The organism is Acetivibrio saccincola (assembly GCF_002844395.1).
GTDB classification, from domain to species: domain Bacteria; phylum Bacillota; class Clostridia; order Acetivibrionales; family Acetivibrionaceae; genus Herbivorax; species Herbivorax saccincola.
Window position 1 is genome coordinate 1,449,839 of the sequence record NZ_CP025197.1, and the last position, 14,088, is coordinate 1,463,926.

Sequence of the window (14,088 nt, forward strand, 5' to 3'; positions counted from 1 at the left end):
TAGTAGGTATTAATATAAACATAAAGTATTAAAGGGGGATACTTCGTGGAATATTTAGAAAATGCTTTTAAATTTTGGGGAAAGTTTAAATGGTTAATTGTACCTCTGTTTATTTTATGTTGTGTTGCAGTGTTTTTGGGAAATCCTACTTTAAAGGAAATAACCGGCACCCTGAATGAGGTGACAGATTTAGGTCTTGTAACCGGCGAAGCTGAAAATATTGATTTATATGATGTGCTGGATAAAATAGCCCCAAATATAGGTATATTACTGCAAGTTGTTTTATTGGTGCTATTTTTGAGCATTTTTATTTTTCCTGCAACCTACGGGATGATTATTAGAGGTTATGAGACAGGTGCAACAGGCTTGGGTTCTTTTTTTACTTCATTGAAAAAATATTTTATTAAATTTATATTATATTTTCTTAGCGTACTAATTATAATGGCAGCAGTTGCAATTATTTATCTTTTGTTTTTCTTTATTTTCCCGTTTATATTTATTATTTCATGGCAGTTGGCGACAATTGTTTTTATAGGGGTTATCATTGCATCGGTGATATTTTTGTGTTTTTTATTTAATGTTTTAAATATTTGGTTTGTAGCTTTGGCATGGGATGACATGAAGGTTTTAGAAGGATTTTTTAAGGCTTTTGAGTTGGTAAAAGGATGTTTTTGGTCCTGTGTCGGGATAGCTTTTTCCATGGCCTTTATATATATTACTGTAAATGCCCTTATTGGTGGGGTGCTGGAAAATATTATAATTGTAAGCTACTTTATAAAAAGTTTTTTACTTTCTATGTGTATTTACGTACTTATGGTATATGGTTTTGAATTATACAGGGATAAGACAGAAAAAAATTCTGTTCTTGGTGATTATCTATAATTTTTTATTAAAAATTAATATTATTATGGACAATAAGGATAATTTGTTTTATAATGTAATAGAAATATTTAGCAGCTAAATATTTGCTTTTATTTTTAATTATATTTTGCCAGGAGGGAGTACTTATGAGATTTTTGGAAAATTCATTTAAGTTTTTTTTCCAAAACATAGTTTTTGCTATTCCTTTATTTATAGCCTGTTTAATACAATCCATTATTAACATGACTAGTATGAATTATAGTAAATTACAGGATATATTAACTATATTAAGATCCAGTAGACAACCTACAGCAGCCGAGATGCAACAAATACAGGAGTTTTTAATGGTATTTAGTCAAGACTCAGGTAATTTCGGAAAATTATATCTAGTAATTACTATAGTGTTTTTGCTGGTTTTACCTATAACCTTTGGAATTATAAATAGAATTTATTCAAATGGAAGAGCAAGTTTAGAGGATATCTTTATAGAATTAAAAAATAATATTTTAAAGTTTATATTATACTGCATAGCTTTATTACTTTTCATAGCAGTCACAATTATAGTTACTGTTGTAGTTTTGTTAATTGTTAGTCTTATAGCAAATACATCACAGGCAGCTTACATATTAATTTCATTCTTATTGGTTATTGCATTTATTTTGTTGATAGTATTTTTGATAAATGTTTCTATTATGGGATATGTAGTGGTAGTAACAGAAGAAACAGGGGTATTTACCGGTATATCTGAGGCAATGTCAACAATAAGGTCGTATTTTTGGCCGATGGTTGGTGTAACGATGTTATTAGGAGCCTGCGTCAGCATTTTAAGTTCAGCTGTTGTATTTACACCAATCGGGAAAATTAGTGGAATTGCAGCTGTCTTTTCAGCGGTTTTATTAACTTTATACTGGTTTTTACTTATTGTTTTTAATTTTGAAGTTTACAGATATGTGGCGGATAAAAACGTAAAAACCGTAGACCAGATTCCTAATGCATCTGATTTATAAAAATTTACACAGCATGTATAGAAATTTACACAGAAGTTTATATAGTAGCTACTTTTTCCTATACTCTGCAATTAGAAGATCTACCATTTTTCCGTAGCTCTTTATGCCTTCACTTTGCATGTTTGATTTAAGATATGCATCATTAATTGATGAAGAAATGTCTTGTACAGGTGATTCGTACTGCTTCCAATATTCGCTGATTGCTTTGCTGTCCCTTAGTATTTTATCACTGTACTTTTCTAAAAGAGCCTGGTACTGTTCTTTGTCGTGGCGGTAAAGGGCATTGGAGGCATAACGGAGCGCCATAAATATGCCGGAGTATTGAAAGTCTGCATCCGGATGGTATTTGCAGGCAATGTATGCAATGAAATTAGCTTCGTCTTCACGGGAAAACCCCATTTGATGGGCAATTTCGTGGCAGGTTGTAAAGGGGATTGAAGCCGGGGGAGCTGAAATATTTATATTTGCCTCCCCTGTAAATACTGAATACACTCCGGTAATCCCTAAGGAGGACAGTATTTCAGAGGATATTACCCCTTTAGGTCTTCCATATCTGCCCTTTAAGACAGGGTAGATTTTTTCTGCATTTTCATAGCCCATATAGGCTCTTTTGAGGGTGGTATTTATGTCAGAAGACAGTGCCATAACCCCCCTTTCATCTTCATTAACTAATTCCCTGAGTTTATTTGCCTCAGCTAAAAGGTTTTCACATACATCAGCAAGTTCCCGGGTTGTGGCAGGGCTTATGTCTAAATTTGCAATTTCACTGAAAGGAAGCCTTTGATAGTTCAGACCCCATAACAGCATGAAAGAAAAGTATGCGATGCTAAAAATGACAAGTATATTTAATAGGGTATTTCCAAGCACTTTAAAAGCAGTTGACGGTTTTTTAATTATTCTAACCAACAGCAGGATAAATTTAACCAAAAGAAACAGGAATAATAGTATAATTATAATTTCTCCAAAAGATACAGGGATGTATCCTGTTAGAATGGTAAAAATCCCGGCAATTCCTTTGAATATAAAATTAGAATAAACTTTTTCAACTGTGTGTGGTATAAAGGATGAAAGGAAAAAAATCAAGTAGCCGGAAGGGGCAAGAAGTAACAGCATTAATTTTTTGGTTTTTTTCATATATAATTTTCCTTTCTTTAAATATTCTTTTTAATTTTACAAATACATTGCATATTAAATTGCATATTTAGCTTTAGGTTAAATATTATTTTTTATTCAGTCAGCAATTTAACCTGCAGCCTGTATTATCCGATAGTATGTAATTTAAACTACAGTCAGCAATTTAATCGGCAGTCTGTAATTAAAACGGGTAGTTTACAGTATAACTATATTTAAGTTTATTAAGCTTACAAGAATACAGAGGATGTAAGACAAAAAGGTGTGGTAATTTGAAGTTTTGGAAATTATATTTTTTTAAGAAAAATAGCTATTCCAGTTGCCAATGAGAGTTTTTTTACCGGAAGAAATTTCAAGATATTTTAAAAATTCATTCCTTGGAATATTTACAGCACCCATGGATTCAAGGTGTTTAGAGTAAACCTGGCAGTCTATAAGGAGAAAATCTTTTTCCATAAGTTTTTCACTTAAAAAAATTAGTGCTGTTTTTGAGGCATTATCCATCGTGGAAAACATAGACTCTCCAAAAAAACAATTTCCTAAAGATACTCCATAAAGCCCTCCTACAAGGGAGTTTTCATGCCAGACTTCAACGGAGTGGGCAAAACCCAGCTTATGAAGCATAATGTAGCTTTCCATCATTTCGGGGGTAATCCAGGTGTTGTCTGCCCTTAAATTTGCACACATAAAGATTACCTTTTCAAAGGAAGTGTCAAAGGTAATTTTATATAAATTTTTCTTTAAAAACTTTCTCATTGATTTGGAGATTTTTATATCCTTGAGGAAAAGGACAAACCTAGGGTCAGGAGACCACCAAAGTATAGGCTGCCCTTTTGAGTACCAGGGAAAAATACCGTTTGCATAGGCAAGGAGAAGACGTTCAACACTTAAGTCTCCCCCTATAGCTAAAATACCATCTTCGTTTGCAAGAGAAGGATGAGGAAAAACCATTTTATTTGTGAGTTGAAAAATTCTCATTTTTATCATCCCTATGCTTAATTTCTATGCTATTTTGTGAATTTTTATCCGGTTATCAACTACATCTATAAAGGCGGTACCGCCTTTAGACAATTCACCGAATAAAACCTCGTCCACAAAGTATGTTTTAATTTCTTCCTGTACAATTCTTAATATTTCCCTTGCTCCAAAAACAGAAGTTTTTCCTTTTTCAGCAAGCCATTTATAACACTTAGAGGATACCCTGAGTTTGATATTTTTCTCCTTTAGTTTTTCCCTAAATTGATTTATAGCTTTTTTGGCTATAAGAACAGCCATTTTTTCATCAATGTGGTTGAAGACCACTATATCATCTAAGCGGTTGCGGAATTCAGGCGAAAATACCTTTTCTACTTCTTTGGTCATGGCACTTACATCTACGCTTCTCTGGTCAAAACCAATAAGGGTTTTGCCAACATCCCTTGCACCGGCATTGGAAGTCATTATTAGTATTACATTTCTAAAGTCCGCTTTTCTGCCGTTGGTTTCTGTAAGGGTAGCATAGTCCATAATTTGAAGCAGTACGTTAAATATATCCGGATGCGCTTTTTCAATTTCATCTAAAAGAAGTACACAGTGGGGGTTTTTTCTTATTGCCTCAGTTAAAAGCCCGCCTTCCTCATAGCCCACATAACCGGGAGGGGAGCCAATGAGCCTTGCCACTGTATGCTTTTCCTGGTATTCACTCATGTCAAACCTTATAAGAGGTATATTTAAAATTTTAGACAGCTGTTTTGAAAGCTCTGTTTTCCCAACTCCTGTAGGTCCTACAAAGAGGAGGGAGGCTACAGGTTTTTCCCCTTCGTTAAAACCTGCCCTTGATCTTTTAATTGCAGTAGTTACAGCGTTTATGGCATTGTCTTGTCCAAATATCTGGGATTTTAGCTCTTTGTCTAAATTCTTCAGCTTTGTAATTTCATCACGGGAAACAGTTTCTTGAGGTACTCTTGCAATAAAAGATACAGTTCTTTCAATGTCTTTTTCTTTTATTGTTATGGTTTTTTCTTCATCTTCACAGTTAAGCCTGATATAGGCAGCGGTTTCATCTATAACGTCAATTGCCTTATCAGGAAGGAATCTGTCCTGAATGTATTTTGCAGATAGTTCTGCTGCATGTTTTAAAGCCTTGTCTGTGTATTTTACATTGTGAAATTTTTCGTACCGGTCCTTTAATCCCAATAGAATTTTGTAAGTGTCCTCAACAGATGGTTCAGGTACGTCAATTTTTTGGAATCTTCTGGACAGGGCACGGTCTTTTTCAAAATATTTTTTATATTCATCATAGGTGGTAGAGCCTATAAAGCGGAGTTTACCTTCTGTTAAAAAAGGTTTTATTATGTTGGAGGCGTCCATGGCACCATCTGAAACAGAGCCGGCACCTACAATTGTATGAATTTCATCTATATAGACAATGGCTTTTTTCTGTTCTTTTATTTCATTTAATACTTTTTTTATTCTTTCTTCAAAATCACCTCTGTACTTAGTTCCTGCAATCAGGCTTCCCATATCCAGATAGTATATTTTGCAATTTTTCAAGGATTTAGGAACCCTGTCCTCCGCTATCATATTGGCTAAACCTTCGGTAATGGCAGTTTTCCCAACTCCAGGCTCTCCAACATGTATAGGATTGTTTTTTAACCTTCTTGACAAAACCTGAATGGTTCTGTTTATAATATCTTCTCTGCCAATAACAGGGTCTATTTCACCTCTTTTTGCTTTGGCTGTAAGCTCAATGGTGAAATTACTTAAAAATTCGTTTCCTTCAAAATCCTTATCGAAGTCATCTTCATAATCCTCTTCAAACTCATCTTCAAAATCTTCTGTATAAGATTCTATAGTTTGTAGGGATGTATCTTTAGGCTTGGTGGGTACTAAAGATACTCCATGGGATATATATCTTAACAGGTCTAATTTTTTGACACCATTTTTTAAAAGTATATAGCGGGCAAAGGATTCTTCCAGGTTATAAAGGGAAGCTATAATATCGCCAATGTATATAACATCTTTGCCGGAGGATGCACAGTGAAAAGCAGTTGACTGGATTACATTATTTACATCAACAGACTCTATTGGGTCTGAATCCTCTGTAACCGGTATGTGTTCCTTAAAATATGCCAAAAGATCCTTTTTTATATTTTCAATATTTCCTCCACAGCTTTTTATAATGGTTTTAACTTCATCAAAGAAAAGAGAAGCATATAAAATGTGTTCAGGTGTGAAGTACTCGTGTTTTTGCTGTTTTGCCTGGCTGTAACCTGCCATAATTATTCTGTTTGTAGTTTCATCTAATCTCATGAAACTTCACCCTTTCTAAGTGAAATAATGGATTGTTTATTATTCTGGTTCCATAATTATACCTAGTGGAAACTCCCTTTCTTTTGCAAGTTGCTCTACCTGGGATACTTTGGTCTTAGCTATGTCATATGTATAAACGCCTACAATACCTTTTCCGTTTTGATGAACGTTTAGCATAATTTGCGTTGCTTCAAAAGGGTCTTTGTGAAATACCGACATTAATATTTCAACAACAAAATCCATTGTTGTATAATCGTCATTTAAAAGTATTACACGGTATAGTTTTGGTTTTTTAAAATCAGTTGTAGTATCTTCTTTATATACGGTTTTTTTCGCCATAAACTACTCACCTGCAAAAATAAAATGTTGTCAATAAAATTATAACAAATTCCCCTATGAATATACAATAGTTTCTTGAACTTATGAGTTTCACATAAAAAGGATGGTAAAAAAAGAATATAAAAAAACACCCATTTTAAGGGTGTTAACCGGAAAACATCTAAATCTATTACCAAGATGCATAACTTACTATTAATAACCGTTCTCATCAACTAAAACCAATAATAATTTTTTAAAATTTCTGTATTCCTATCTCCCCTAAATCTCTCTTTTCTCCCCTAAACCATATATTTATATATATGCTCTATGTATCTATTATAACTCCCCGATAAAATATTATGTAGCTCCCCTAAATATCTTTTAGACATTCTCCCCAACTTCCGGTAAAATAAGCATTGGTCTTAGTTGACTAAAGTAAGTAAGCATCTTTGGAGGCGAATAGTAAAAAGTAATTTAAACTGTCAAGTTAGCTTGAAATCTTCTGTTATGTTAATTATATAATAGGGGATTAAAAAAATAAATGATAATATATTAATATTTAGACTCACAAAATTATTATTTATTTTGCAAAGCCATAAATCATGGGCTTTTTCTTTTTTTATTTTTAAATAAAACCAGGTGGGGTAAAGTTCCCACCTGGCTTTATTATTTTTTCTTCTTCTTATTTTTTTCTTTATTATTATTTATAGGATTGTAAGATGGATCTTTATTTTCTCCTAATTGATCGTTGGCAAATTCATACATGTCTTTATTTCTGGCTTCTTTGTTTTTCTTTTTAGCCATATAATTCACCTCCAGTTGTATTAATTTTGCCCCAATTTAAAAAAGAAATTCATATTGATAAAAATACCATTAAAGAATATTATTTCTGAAAATAATATATAATAAGTTGTAATAACAGGATTAAAGTAATATAATAATATTTGAGATATTTTTAAATAATAGTACCTGAAATATAATTTATATAATAGTATTTTTGAAATGTATTTGGAATGATATTAGCAGGCATTTGACTATCAGAGTCTATTATTAGAGTTTTATAAAAATCTTAATCTTATGACGGTATAGGATGAGGTAATGTATGAACAACAGAAGGATATTACCAATTTTATATATAACTGTTTTTTTGCTAACAGTCTCTTTGTGTACAAGTTTAATTGGTGCTAATACTAATGAACCAGAAATAGATTCAGTTTCGGCAATTTTGATAGATGCTCACAGGGGACAGATATTATTTGAAAAAAACCCTAAAGAAAAACTTCATATTTCCAGCGCCAACAAAATTATGACGGCTCTCCTTACTATAGAGAAGGAGCCAAGACCTGAAGAGTCTAAAGTAACCATAAGCAGAAGAGCTGTAACGGTTGACGGTGCGGTGTCTAATTTAGAGGTAGGAGAGCAATACAGGGTTGAAGACCTTATATATTCTGTAATGTTAAAATCTGCAAATGACAGCGCTAATGCACTGGCAGAGTATATAGGGGGGAGCATTGAGGATTTTGTAAACCTTATGAATCAAAAGGCAGAAGAACTGGGTATGGAGGATACTGTTTTTGTAAACCCCACAGGTCTTCAGGAGGAGGGACAGTATACCACTGCCTATGATATGGCCAGGCTAATGAGGTATGCATTAAATAACCCGGGCTTTGAACGTGTATTTAAAGCCAGAGCATGGATTTGGGCAGATCAAAATGAGTTTTTGCAAAATGAAAATAAGCTTTTTTGGAGCCGGGATGATGTTGACGGGGGAAGAATTGGCTTTAATGATATAGAGCGCCAGACTTCTATAACTTCAGCTACACAGGAAAATATGAGACTTGTAGCCATTGTACTTGATTCACCTGAGGCAACTCTTGATGAAAATGTGAATAAGCTGTTGGATTATGGTTTTGCCAATTTTAAAAGAAGTATTTTAGTTGAGAAGGAGCAGCGCTTTAGGATGCTGTCTGTTGGGGATGAAGTTGTAGAGTTGATTAGTAAAAGCGATTACTACTATGTCCATCCTATAGGGGTTGACTATGTTAAGGAAGTTGAAACCCATATAGAAGACATTATAGAGCCTCCGCTTACAAAGGAACAGGAAGTTGGGTTTGTAAGATATATTTTAATGGATGATACATTTATTGATGTAAAAATATATCCTAAAGATAATGTATATTCTAATGTAAGCATGCTTTCAAATATAATAAGGAAACTGAAAGAGTATAAGGAACTTACCTTTTTAATTGCGGCACTTATTATTTTAGAAATAATTATAATAATTTATAAGTTAATAAAGGGATTTGTATATGTTTTTTCAAAAATAAAAATGAAATTTAAGAATGGATAAGATATTTATTGTAGTTAACAATGACTATTTTGACTATTTTGAAAAATTGCCGTATAATTTTCATGGGTGAAGAATATTTATTGTCAAGTTTTATCGTTTATATTTTCCACAAGGAAAAATGGACGGGAAAGTCTTCTCCTTGTTAACAAGGAATCTTAAAAAATAAGGATTTATATCAAATATTTCTATGGAAATATTTAAAAAGTAGTATTTTTTGTAACAATTCAATATTTATAATAAGCGCTTAATCATAATTGAACGGGGGAACCATGTTTTGGGGTGAATCTTAACGTATGTTAAGTAGGGTCAGCTCTTTCGATCCGAATCCGTCAGCTAACCTCGTAAGCGTTGAGAGAGATGTGTGGGTGTTTAGAAAGCCACAGGTTTTTCTCTGTGGCTTTTTGTTTTTTTCTCCGGTACAGCATTAAAAATAAAAGGAGAAATATAAAAAAATATAAATTAAGAATACTTAAAAAGGAGGGCATGATATGAAAAACAGCTACAAAAATATGTCTATATGGAAAAATGTCAGTGAGGAACAATGGAATGATTGGAGATGGCAAATTTCTAACAGAATAACAACATTAGAAGAACTTGAACAGGTTATTAATCTTACGGATGAAGAAAGGGAAGGGGTAAAAAAGGCCCTTAAATATTTAAGGATGGCTATTACACCTTATTATGCAACACTCATGGATGTTGATAATTATGATTGTCCAATAAGGAGACAAGGAGTGCCCACTATTTATGAAACGGAGCTTTCCAATTCAGATATGACAGATCCCTTAGAGGAAGGTCTTGACTCACCGTTACCGGGACTTACCCATAGATATCCTGACAGGGTTTTGCTTCTTATTACCGATCAGTGTTCAATGTATTGCAGGCATTGTACAAGAAGGCGTTTTGCAGGGCATGATGACAAAGCAATGCCTTTAAAAAATATAAAAAGGGCAATTGAGTATATTAAAAAACATAAAGAAATACGTGATGTGCTTCTTTCAGGTGGAGATGCATTATGTGTTTCTGACAGCACTTTAGACTATATTTTAGGAAGCATACGTGCAATTAAGCATGTTGAAGTTATCAGAATCGGAACCAGGACCCCTGTTGTAATGCCCCAAAGGATCACAAAAGAACTTTGTGATATAATAAAAAAGCATCATCCGGTTTGGCTTAATACGCATTTTAATCATCCTAATGAAATAACAAAAGAAGCAAAACAGGCATGTGAAATGCTTGTAAATGCCGGTGTGCCTCTGGGGAATCAATCTGTTCTTTTAAAAGGTATAAATGATTGTCCTTATATAATGAAAAAGCTGGTTCATGAATTGGTAAAGATGAGAGTAAGACCTTATTATTTGTACCAATGTGACTTGTCAGAAGGAATTGAACATTTCAGGACATCTGTATCAACAGGAATTGAAATAATAGAAATGTTAAGAGGGCATACGTCCGGTTTTGCCGTACCTACCTTTGTAGTGGATGCACCCGGAGGGGGAGGTAAGATACCTGTAAACCCTCAATATGTTGTTTCCCAGTCTCCGGAAAAAATAATATTGAGAAATTTTGAAGGTGTAATATGTTCATATTCTGAACCAAAAGATAAAACTCATGAGTGTAAAAACTGTGGATTATGTAAAAAATACAGAAATGAAGACAATGTTGGTATAGAACAACTGTATGAGGAAGAGAATATAAGCTTAATACCAAGAAGTAATATAAGATTAAATAGGAGGAAGAGTTTTAATGTATATTCAAAAACTTAATTTTTCAGATAACAGGCATAAGAAACTGGAGGATTGTTTATTATATTTTGATTATTTTAATTCAAGGCTTAAAATATTAAAATATAATGTACTGTCAAATGATTTGACAGATGAGATATTGAGGCATGCAAAAAGAGAAAATTTAGGGAAAGTAATTATAAACTGCAGGGAAGAAGATTTGGACGTTCTAAAAAAAGCAGGTTTTGTAGTAGAAGGTGTTATAAATGGTTTCTTTAGAGGCAAAGATGCCCAATGCGTATCGTTTTTTATAGATAAGGAAAGGGCACAGGCAAAAAGAGTAGAGGAAAAAGATAAAATTCTGAAAATGTGTATGGATAAAATCCCGATATCTCAGCCGGAGGAACTAAAGGAAGGATATCAATTAATAGATTGCGGTGAAAAAGAAATACCACAAATGATTGAGATATTTAAAGATATTTTTAAAACATACCCGTCGCCTGTTTTTGATGCAAATTACTTAAAAAAAATGATAAAAGAGAAAATGTTGTTTAAAGCTATATTAAAAAATGGTAAAATAATAAGTATAGCATCAGCAGATATGGATGAGGAGAATTTAAATGCAGAAATAACAGATTGCGCCACTTATCCTGAATACAGGGGACAGGGTCTTTTGACAAATTTGATATATAGTTTGGAAAATGATTTAAGAAAGAAAGGCTATTACACCCTATATAGTTTATCTAGGGCAATAAATCCAGGGATAAATATACTTTTAAGAAAACAGGGGTATCATTACAAAGGCAGATTGATTAATAATAGTAATATTTGCGGCGGCTTTGAAGATATGAATATATGGGTGAAAAATATAATAAATTAGAATAAAATATATATGTTTTAAGGAGGCGGTGAGGGGTGAAGCTTGTTTTTGCTATTGTAAATGATAAAGACGGAAACAAGGTAATGAGTAAGCTTAATGAAAAAGGGTTTAGCGTTACAAAGCTTTGTTCTTCAGGAGGTTTTTTAAGAACAGGAAATACAACGCTTATGGTGGGTGTGGAAGAAGAAAAGTTAGAAGAAGTACTAGAGATAATTGAAAGCAACTCTAAAAGCAGAAAACAAGTGATAAATGCTCCTGTTACCCCTGTAGATGCAGGTAATGTATTTATGTTAAATACCATAGAAGTAAATGTTGGTGGGGCAACTATTTTTGTAGTTGATGTTGAAAAATTTAAAAAGGTTTAAAAAGGCATAAAAAAAGTATCTCTTTTAAAGATACTTCATTAAAGGAAATAGTTTTTGTTTGTACATTATACCGTGTTGTTATAAAATAGGCGGTATAAGGAAATATCTAGGGACCTACTTCCTCTTTACCTTTAGAAGAGTATAAACAGAACCTTTATGGTAGCCCAGCCATCATAACACCGCATCTGCGATGCTTTAGACCCGTGGCTTTGCGTCGTTGCCTTTCGACAACTTTGCCCTGTTTCATAAGTCTCTATTTATATCTCCTTATACCTAATAATAAAGGGGAGTATAATGTACATTTTTATTATAACATTTTTATGTGGATTATTATACTTTAAAAAAAGGGTGCTTTGAGAAGAAAAAAAGGATTATATTTGATTTACTTTAAATAGGTACCCGGTTCTTATGTTTTCACTTAATTTTTAATTAGCATTGTGGTGCTAAATTTCATGAGTATATCAATTGCAAAAATGAAAAGCAGATTATTATAATGTAATATATTTTTAATCACATATTTAAAAAAGGTGTTTAATTTCAATTATAAATAAGATACAATGTTGATTAAGACAGATTTTGAGTTTTAATTTTAAAAGACTGTATGTTATAATTAGATAAAAAAGCAAATTTTATAAAAAAATAAAAACAGGATGTGAAAAGATATGAAAAGAAATCATGTAAAACTTGTAGCTGCAGTTACTGCATTTATTCTTATGGCATCGTCTATTGCAGCGGCTGTTGTTTCAATTTTTGCAGGGAGGTAGGAGAATATGGGAAAAATAATCGGCTCCTATATTTTTCCCCATCCTCCTTTGATTGTGCCGGAGGTTGGGCAGGGAGCAGAAGCAAGAGTTATTAGAACAGTTGAAGCTGCGAAAAAAGCTGCTAAGAGTATTGCCGGGAAAAAGCCTTCAACAATAATTGTGATAACCCCCCATGCTCCGTTATTTCAGGAGTATATTTATATTTCTGATGCAAAAGTTTTAAAAGGGAATTTAGAAAAATTCCGTGCAAAAGATGTAAGTTTAGCTTATGAAAATAATTTGGATTTGGTGGAAAAGATAATTTCTATATCTAAAAAGCATGGTATAAGCGCAGGGGGAATTGAGCCAGGACTTTTCAGGGGATTTTGGGATTTAAATAAGCTAGACCACGGCGCCATTGTACCCTTATACTATATAGACAAAGAATACAAGGATTTTAAGCTTGTTCACATGTCAATAACAAATTATCCTTTAGAAAAACTTTATAAATTTGGTACATGTATAAGTGAAGCTGTTAAAAATTCTGATGAAAATGTGGTTATTGTTGCCAGCAGTGACCTTTCCCACAGATTAACCCATGACGGGCCGTATGGCTATAGTGAGTATGGGGAAAAGTTTGATAATCTGATTGTAGATTGTATAAAGGAAAAGAATATTAAAGAAATTTTGAGTATAGATGATGATTTTAGGGAAGAGGCCGGTGAATGCGGATTAGCTTCAATTGTGATAATGCTGGGGGCACTGGATAGGTATGAGACGGAGCCGGAATTCTTTTCTTATGAAGGACCGTACGGTGTAGGTTATATGGTTTCAAGAATTAATGTAATAAAAGAAAAAACAGCAGAAAAAACTGAAATTTATGATAAAAATCCATATGTGTCCCTTGCCAAAAAAGCTTTGGAAACCTATGTAATAACAGGAGAGATAATAGGTGTCCCGAATGATTTGCCGGATGAGATGTTGAAAAATAAAGCAGGTACTTTTGTCTCCATTAAGAAAAACGGTGAGCTCCGGGGATGTATCGGTACTATACTTCCTACAAAAGAGAATATAGCATTGGAGATAATCAGCAATGCAATAAGTTCCGGAACCAGGGATCCAAGATTTAATGCTGTGAGAGAAGATGAATTGGATTCTCTTTCTTATTCGGTGGATGTGCTTTTAGAGCCTGAGCCCATTGATTCAATAGAGGATTTGGATGTAAAAAAATACGGGGTTATTGTAAGGGCAGGTTTTCGTACAGGACTGCTTCTTCCTAATTTAGAAGGGGTGGACACTCCTGAGGAACAAGTTAGCATAGCCCTTCGTAAAGCTGGAATAAGCCCTAAAGAAAATTATTCAATGGAAAGGTTTGAAGTGATAAGATACGGGGAATAAAATTTTTTTAAAAAGCAGGT

Annotated in this window: 12 protein-coding genes and 2 riboswitches; of the genes, 7 read left to right on the plus strand and 5 right to left on the minus strand. The window is 33.2% G+C overall.

The annotated features are described in order from the left end of the window. Window positions 1–45: 45 nt before the first annotated feature. Entirely contained in the window at window positions 46–882 is an 837-nt protein-coding gene (locus HVS_RS06420; RefSeq protein WP_101300352.1) for a hypothetical protein, read from the plus strand. 125 nt (window positions 883–1,007) lie between these two features. After that, a complete protein-coding gene (locus HVS_RS06425; RefSeq protein WP_101300355.1) occupies window positions 1,008–1,868 on the plus strand; it encodes a hypothetical protein in 861 nt (286 codons plus the stop codon). A 48-nt stretch (window positions 1,869–1,916) separates the two neighbouring features. Here HVS_RS06425 and HVS_RS06430 read toward each other — a convergent pair whose 3' ends face one another. The 5 genes from HVS_RS06430 to HVS_RS16690 form a co-directional block, all read right to left on the minus strand. Further along, window positions 1,917–3,002 carry a DUF3810 domain-containing protein gene (locus tag HVS_RS06430; RefSeq protein WP_101300358.1) on the minus strand — a complete coding sequence of 362 codons (1,086 nt, stop codon included), beginning with the start codon at window positions 3,000–3,002 and terminating at the stop codon, window positions 1,917–1,919. 294 nt (window positions 3,003–3,296) lie between these two features. After that, window positions 3,297–3,977: a leucyl/phenylalanyl-tRNA--protein transferase gene (gene aat / locus HVS_RS06435; RefSeq protein WP_101300361.1), complete on the minus strand. Its 681-nt coding sequence runs from the start codon at window positions 3,975–3,977 to the stop codon at window positions 3,297–3,299. A gap of 24 nt (window positions 3,978–4,001) precedes the next feature. Continuing rightward, window positions 4,002–6,290: an ATP-dependent Clp protease ATP-binding subunit ClpA gene (gene clpA / locus HVS_RS06440; protein WP_101300364.1), complete on the minus strand. Its 2,289-nt coding sequence runs from the start codon at window positions 6,288–6,290 to the stop codon at window positions 4,002–4,004. 39 nt (window positions 6,291–6,329) lie between these two features. Then, window positions 6,330–6,629 carry an ATP-dependent Clp protease adapter ClpS gene (gene clpS / locus HVS_RS06445; protein WP_101300366.1) on the minus strand — a complete coding sequence of 100 codons (300 nt, stop codon included), beginning with the start codon at window positions 6,627–6,629 and terminating at the stop codon, window positions 6,330–6,332. Between the two features lie 645 nt (window positions 6,630–7,274). Further along, entirely contained in the window at window positions 7,275–7,412 is a 138-nt protein-coding gene (locus tag HVS_RS16690; RefSeq protein ID WP_169926537.1) for a hypothetical protein, read from the minus strand. Between the two features lie 298 nt (window positions 7,413–7,710). Here HVS_RS16690 and HVS_RS06450 point away from each other — a divergent pair, with 298 nt between their 5' ends. The 5 genes from HVS_RS06450 (at window position 7,711) to amrA (ending at window position 14,068) form a co-directional block, all read left to right on the plus strand. Further along, the gene (locus tag HVS_RS06450) at window positions 7,711–8,958 is read left to right on the plus strand and encodes a D-alanyl-D-alanine carboxypeptidase family protein (protein ID WP_101300368.1); all 1,248 of its coding nucleotides are present in this window, start codon (window positions 7,711–7,713) and stop codon (window positions 8,956–8,958) included. A 231-nt stretch (window positions 8,959–9,189) separates the two neighbouring features. Further along, window positions 9,190–9,320, plus strand: a riboswitch (cyclic di-AMP (ydaO/yuaA leader). Window positions 9,321–9,446: 126 nt separating this feature from the next. Further along, a complete protein-coding gene (gene kamA / locus HVS_RS06455; RefSeq protein WP_101300371.1) occupies window positions 9,447–10,724 on the plus strand; it encodes a lysine 2,3-aminomutase in 1,278 nt (425 codons plus the stop codon). Beyond that, window positions 10,705–11,562 carry a putative beta-lysine N-acetyltransferase gene (gene ablB, locus HVS_RS06460; protein WP_101300373.1) on the plus strand — a complete coding sequence of 286 codons (858 nt, stop codon included), beginning with the start codon at window positions 10,705–10,707 and terminating at the stop codon, window positions 11,560–11,562. Before kamA ends, ablB begins: the two co-directional genes overlap by 20 nt. A 35-nt stretch (window positions 11,563–11,597) precedes the next feature. Further along, on the plus strand, window positions 11,598–11,927 hold the full coding sequence (locus HVS_RS06465; protein WP_101300376.1) for a cyclic-di-AMP receptor: 330 nt from the start codon (window positions 11,598–11,600) through the stop codon (window positions 11,925–11,927). Between the two features lie 155 nt (window positions 11,928–12,082). Beyond that, window positions 12,083–12,175: riboswitch (cyclic di-GMP riboswitch) on the minus strand. Between the two features lie 522 nt (window positions 12,176–12,697). Then, a complete protein-coding gene (amrA, locus tag HVS_RS06470; RefSeq protein WP_101300378.1) occupies window positions 12,698–14,068 on the plus strand; it encodes an AmmeMemoRadiSam system protein A in 1,371 nt (456 codons plus the stop codon). Window positions 14,069–14,088: the final 20 nt, after the last annotated feature.

Excerpts from the sequence above, each read along its gene's own strand:
- HVS_RS06425 (WP_101300355.1), top strand. The coding sequence starts at position 1,008 with ATGAGATTTTTGGAAAATTCATTTAAGTTTTTTTTCCAAAACATAGTT.
- HVS_RS06430 (WP_101300358.1), bottom strand. The coding sequence starts at position 3,002 with ATGAAAAAAACCAAAAAATTAATGCTGTTACTTCTTGCCCCTTCCGGC.
- aat (WP_101300361.1), bottom strand. The coding sequence starts at position 3,977 with ATGAGAATTTTTCAACTCACAAATAAAATGGTTTTTCCTCATCCTTCT.
- clpA (WP_101300364.1), bottom strand. The coding sequence starts at position 6,290 with ATGAGATTAGATGAAACTACAAACAGAATAATTATGGCAGGTTACAGC.
- clpS (WP_101300366.1), bottom strand. The coding sequence starts at position 6,629 with ATGGCGAAAAAAACCGTATATAAAGAAGATACTACAACTGATTTTAAA.
- HVS_RS16690 (WP_169926537.1), bottom strand. The coding sequence starts at position 7,412 with ATGGCTAAAAAGAAAAACAAAGAAGCCAGAAATAAAGACATGTATGAA.
- HVS_RS06450 (WP_101300368.1), top strand. The coding sequence starts at position 7,711 with ATGAACAACAGAAGGATATTACCAATTTTATATATAACTGTTTTTTTG.
- kamA (WP_101300371.1), top strand. The coding sequence starts at position 9,447 with ATGAAAAACAGCTACAAAAATATGTCTATATGGAAAAATGTCAGTGAG.
- ablB (WP_101300373.1), top strand. The coding sequence starts at position 10,705 with ATGTATATTCAAAAACTTAATTTTTCAGATAACAGGCATAAGAAACTG.
- amrA (WP_101300378.1), top strand. The coding sequence starts at position 12,698 with ATGGGAAAAATAATCGGCTCCTATATTTTTCCCCATCCTCCTTTGATT.